Raw genomic sequence first — 4,642 nt, forward strand, 5'->3', positions numbered from 1 at the left:
AGGGCTGATCTATTGGAAAAAGAATAATGCTAAAACCCAATTGTTTCGTTTAACTTCCATCTACATTCGATCGAGACTTAACGACAGAAAAGGGTTAGAGCGGTTTTTCTCTGGTGGATGGATCAGCCCTGCCCTTGATAAGGGGAGGGTTGGGGTGGGGTAAAGGACTCAGCAACATCTCACATAGACTAATGTATCCACATCTCAAGACACTATTGCTGGGGCCAAGTAAAGTAAAAAGTTGTGCCTGTGCCGATCTGGGACTCTACTCTAATAGTGCCGCCTTCAGTTTCAATAATTTTTCTGACAATACTTAGACCGATACCTGTACTGTCCGATCGATTTTGAGGGTTGACCGCTTGGAAGATCTCAAATATCCGCTCGTGTTGCTCTGGCGCAATCCCTGGGCCATCATCGGCGATCGCAAATTCATAGAACTCACCCAGATCTCGACCGGAAATGTGGATGGAGCCGTCCGCTCGATGATGATGCTTGATGGCGTTACTAATGAGATTGGTAAATACCTGGAACAAACTCAGTCACTTGGTATGGAGAGTGGCTAAATCTGGCGCAATGATGATTTTAAATGTGGGCGGCGGATCGATCGAATCGATCGTCTCAGCCAGCAGTTGAGCTACTGGAACCGACTCGATTTTAGCATCGGTGCGACCGACGCGGGCGTAGTCGAGTAGTCCATCGATCGTCGCTTCCATCCGCCGGACTCGGCTCCGCAGTAGTGTCATTTGCGACTGGGTATCTGCGGTGAGCACTCCTTCGAGATCGTCTTCGATCCACTGGGAGAGATTGGAAATCCCGCGCAGGGGTGCTTTGAGGTCGTGAGCGACAACATATACGAAAGCGTCTAGCTCTTGATTGCGCCGTGCCAAGTCTGCTTGGGCTTGTTCGATTTCGCGGAGTGCGGTTTGTTGTTCGGTAATGTCAGTATTGGTACCAAACCAGCGGACGATCTGCCCTGAGTCATCACGGATCGGAATTGCCCGCGATAGAAACCAACGGTACGTCCCATCTCGACCTCGGAGCGGAAATGTATCTTCCCATTCGACACCGATTTCGATGCTGTGGCGAAAATGCGCTACTACCCGCTCGACGTGTTCGGGATGATGCACCTGTTGCCAGCCCCAGCCCTGCATTTGCTCTAGCGTCGTCCCTGTGTAGTCAAACCAACGGCGGTTGTATCAGAAAATCCCCCCACTAGCATCTGCCATCCAGGAGAACTGGGACATCCGATCTGCTAGAGTGCGGAATCGCTGTTCGCTCTCACTCAGTGCGGCTTCTGCTTGTTTGAGATCGGTGATATCGTTCCCTTCCGCCACGAGCATCATGACTCGATCTTGCTCGTCAAACACGGGTTTGAGCGAAAAGTCGAGCGTGGTTAAAATCCCATTTGTATGGAGAAATTGGATTTCATAGCGCACGAGTTGCCCACTAGCTGCGGTGACGATCGCGTCTTTAAGTTGCTGCTGTAGTTGCTCCGTATGCCACCAGGGAGTTTCCCAGCACCATTTGCCGACAATTTCGGACTTACGAGCAGCGACTGATTCTAAGGCAGTTTGATTGACTTCTAGCACGACTCCTTCTACACTCAGTAGCCCGACTAGCTCGAATGTCTGGTCGAAAACGGCACTAAACTTCCGATTGCTCTCCTGTAGTGCTGCTTCTGCCTGTTTGCGATCGGTGATATCCATCATCGTTCCCAAGATGCGATCCGGTTCCCCTGCGGCATTATAGTAACCGCTTCCTTGGGAGAGTACCCAGCGGAGCGTGCCATTTGGGTAAATAGTCCGGTACTCCTTGACAAATTTACCACCCTCGCGGGCGGCAATCGTTAGTGCATCAGCCACTCGCTGGCGATCTTCGGGATGCAGCATGTCTAGCCGCTGTGCATGTGTCACCACCGCAGCGGGTGAGAGTCCAAAAATTGCTTTGCAGCGATCGTCCCAAGTCAAAATCTGCGTCTGGATATCCAAGCTCCAAATCCCCTGGTTCGCGCCCTCAAGGGCAAGCTGGAGCCGTTCCTCGCTCGATCGAATCCGATCGGACGATCGGATTCGATCGTAGTCCACTCGATCGAGAATACCAGCATTTAGCAAGATTAGTCCCAACAAAATCGCCACCAGCGAGATCGACATCAGCGAAAACGCAAAATTGGTGTCATAGAAATTAGCCTGATGACCACGCAAAATCAGCCAACCGACTACCAAAGGTGCCACGATCGCGATCGGCACAAATCGACGGGCGACATCACCACCGACTAAATCGCTTGTAAAAGATCGCATCCAGCCGCGATCGCTGCGGAGTGCCAAAATCCCCCCACACAAGACCACAAACACGATGGCTGTCTGGAATGCCATTGCTGTTGTAAAAATACTGAGTTGATAAAATACTCGGTCGTTGTTGGCGTAGCTAACTACAGCTTGCAGCGCGATAAAACCCGCCACCAGTAACAGACTTTGAGAGATCCCGATGCTATCTAGTTTGACTCGGTGTTGCCATTGCGGCGGTTGCGGCTCCTGCCGATTTGCCAGCCACAGTGCTATCCCTACCAAGCTAAAATTGAATGCCGCATTAATGCCCATCCGACCTGGATCTGAGGCGATCGTCGCTACCGGATCGCGCACTAGCAGTTCATCGATGCCCAGATGCCACCCAAATAGATACTCAGATAGGGTTAGGAGTCCGATCGTACTTACCGCGATCGCACAGCCATTGGCAATTCGAGCCGCCAGCCTGGTGCGTTTGCGAGTTTGGAAACTTAGTGATATTCCTGCCAACAGGAAACAAACGGCGGTATTGGCTTTCATCGTCGCCGCGCCTGGAATCACGCTCTTGAGGATCGCCAGATCCAATTTCCAGCCAATTAAGACCAAGCAACCAGCCAGCATGACCACGCCGCTAGTAATCCGTGCTATCTGGAGATCGAGACGATTTGGAGGTGCAAACCAGCTTTTTAGGCGTGTGAATGAGTGAGAGCGTTGCATAAGATCTCTATTTAATTGTTCGGGATATTATCGAGCTTCAATCTGAAGTATTATTTGCTCGATCTCCAAATTCAGGCTCTTCCCAATTGAAGATCCGATCGATGTCTTGACGCGCTGTGGTGTCCGATCCCAGTTATCTCTGTCAAGAAAATCGATTGACTTGATGTCCCGATCGAGGATTTCATCAGCCTACAAGAGCTAAATTATTTTTCCAGCTCACCTTTCAAAACCCCATGAACGATTACCATTATGGTTGATTAATCGATCGAAATACGTCTTTAGAAAATATTAAGATTAAATCCTCTACCTTTGGGCAGATGGTATTTTCAGAATATTTTATTAAAGTATGAATATAGCGCTAAATTGCTTTTGATGCGCTCATTGGGTTGTGAGGATTTCTGAAGCCAAGTAAAGTAAAAAGTTGTGCCCGTTCCCAGCTTGGAATCTAATCTAATTGTGCCGCCTTCGGTTTCGATGATTTTCCAGTCGCGATTGCCTACGGCAGACCAAAGGTCAACGACCGTTGCCAGCCGCTGGCTCCCATCGACACCAAACCACATCACGCGATCGACATGCAGATATTCGCCATAGGATTGTGACATCATTACACACAACCGGAGCGGATAATTTTTTAGTGTGCAATTGTTCTTTTGAGAACGAAATTAAAAAAGAGTACAGGTCTAAATCCCCATCCTAAAACCCCAATTATCAATTATCAATTATCAATTAATTTAACCAATCTACCTAAAGGTAGAAGTGGTTTAGAGCAAATTCTGCAATGCTGTAGATGTAGTATTGAAATTTAGGGATCTAAATTCTCATGGCAAATTTACACGATATTGTTGAAGGCGTGCAAGATGCTTTAGGTAAGCTTACACCCACACCAGTAGTTCTCCAAGAAGAATCCACTGCCTACGACCTCAAAAAGCGGCTAGAGTGGGGCGAACCTGCGCTGTCGATTATCGATATCCGCGCCCATGAATCTTTCAATCAAGGGCGGATCACTGGGGCGATCTCGATGCCGATGGAGCAGTTGGCACAAATGAAGTCTACGCTCCAAACCAAGCACGATACCTACATCTACGGCGACACTGATGAGCAAGCCCATAACGCCGCTCAGATGCTCAGAGTTGCTGGCTTTGAAGCTGTAACTCATATCATGGGAGGATTAGCCGCTTGGCATGAAATTGGCGGCCCAACCGAAGGCGTAGAGGAAGACGCCTCACCCCCAACAGCAGACGCATTTAATGTCGTGTCGCGGCTGAAAGAAGACCACGACACCAAGGAAGCAGGGAAGGCGCAACACGCGAATGAGTAGCTAGTTGCTGTCTGTTGGGTGCGCGGCGGAGATCTACCCACCCCACCCTACGGGCACCCATCCTTGGAGGGGACTTTGGCTAGATATTAGCCCCATTAAAAGGAAATTTGGGGATCTAGATTTTGAAACGAAGTCCATCAGGCTTATGGATACAGGGTAGCCTTGCTAAGGGGAGAACTAGGGTGGAAAATCCCCTCTTGGGAGCGGAAAGTGCGGTCTTGGGGCGCGAGCTTTTGGGGGGAAGCTTCCCCCCAAAACGTCGCTTGTTTCCCCAAGTGGAGCACCTTTACAAGACAGGGGTGCCCGTAGGGTGGGGTGGGTAGAT

At 49.8% G+C, this 4,642-nt stretch carries 5 protein-coding genes; 1 reads left to right on the forward strand and 4 read right to left on the reverse strand.

Annotation, left to right across the window (positions count from 1 at the left end):
• Window positions 1–212: 212 nt before the first annotated feature.
• The 4 genes from ACEW9J_RS15385 to ACEW9J_RS15400 all read right to left on the reverse strand — a co-directional run bounded on the left by ACEW9J_RS15385 (window position 213) and on the right by ACEW9J_RS15400 (window position 3,604).
• Entirely contained in the window at window positions 213–533 is a 321-nt protein-coding gene (locus ACEW9J_RS15385) for an ATP-binding protein (RefSeq protein WP_373545994.1), read from the reverse strand.
• A gap of 6 nt (window positions 534–539) precedes the next feature.
• Window positions 540–1,151: a PAS domain-containing protein gene (locus ACEW9J_RS15390; RefSeq protein WP_373545995.1), complete on the reverse strand. Its 612-nt coding sequence runs from the start codon at window positions 1,149–1,151 to the stop codon at window positions 540–542.
• 45 nt (window positions 1,152–1,196) lie between these two features.
• Window positions 1,197–2,999, reverse strand: a complete 1,803-nt coding sequence (locus ACEW9J_RS15395; protein WP_373545996.1) for a PAS domain-containing protein — start codon at window positions 2,997–2,999, stop codon at window positions 1,197–1,199.
• A 326-nt stretch (window positions 3,000–3,325) separates the two neighbouring features.
• A complete protein-coding gene (locus ACEW9J_RS15400) occupies window positions 3,326–3,604 on the reverse strand; it encodes a hypothetical protein (protein ID WP_373545997.1) in 279 nt (92 codons plus the stop codon).
• Between the two features lie 215 nt (window positions 3,605–3,819).
• Here ACEW9J_RS15400 and ACEW9J_RS15405 point away from each other — a divergent pair, with 215 nt between their 5' ends.
• Complete coding sequence (locus ACEW9J_RS15405; protein WP_373545998.1) at window positions 3,820–4,317, forward strand: rhodanese-like domain-containing protein; 498 nt, start codon at window positions 3,820–3,822, stop codon at window positions 4,315–4,317.
• The last annotated feature ends 325 nt before the right edge of the window (window positions 4,318–4,642 follow it).

The organism is Chamaesiphon sp., from assembly GCF_041737865.1.
Classification (GTDB): Bacteria; Cyanobacteriota; Cyanobacteriia; order Cyanobacteriales; family Chamaesiphonaceae; genus Chamaesiphon.

Excerpts from the sequence above, each read along its gene's own strand:
- ACEW9J_RS15390 (WP_373545995.1), bottom strand. The coding sequence starts at position 1,151 with ATGCAGGGCTGGGGCTGGCAACAGGTGCATCATCCCGAACACGTCGAG.
- ACEW9J_RS15395 (WP_373545996.1), bottom strand. The coding sequence starts at position 2,999 with ATGCAACGCTCTCACTCATTCACACGCCTAAAAAGCTGGTTTGCACCT.
- ACEW9J_RS15400 (WP_373545997.1), bottom strand. The coding sequence starts at position 3,604 with ATGATGTCACAATCCTATGGCGAATATCTGCATGTCGATCGCGTGATG.
- ACEW9J_RS15405 (WP_373545998.1), top strand. The coding sequence starts at position 3,820 with ATGGCAAATTTACACGATATTGTTGAAGGCGTGCAAGATGCTTTAGGT.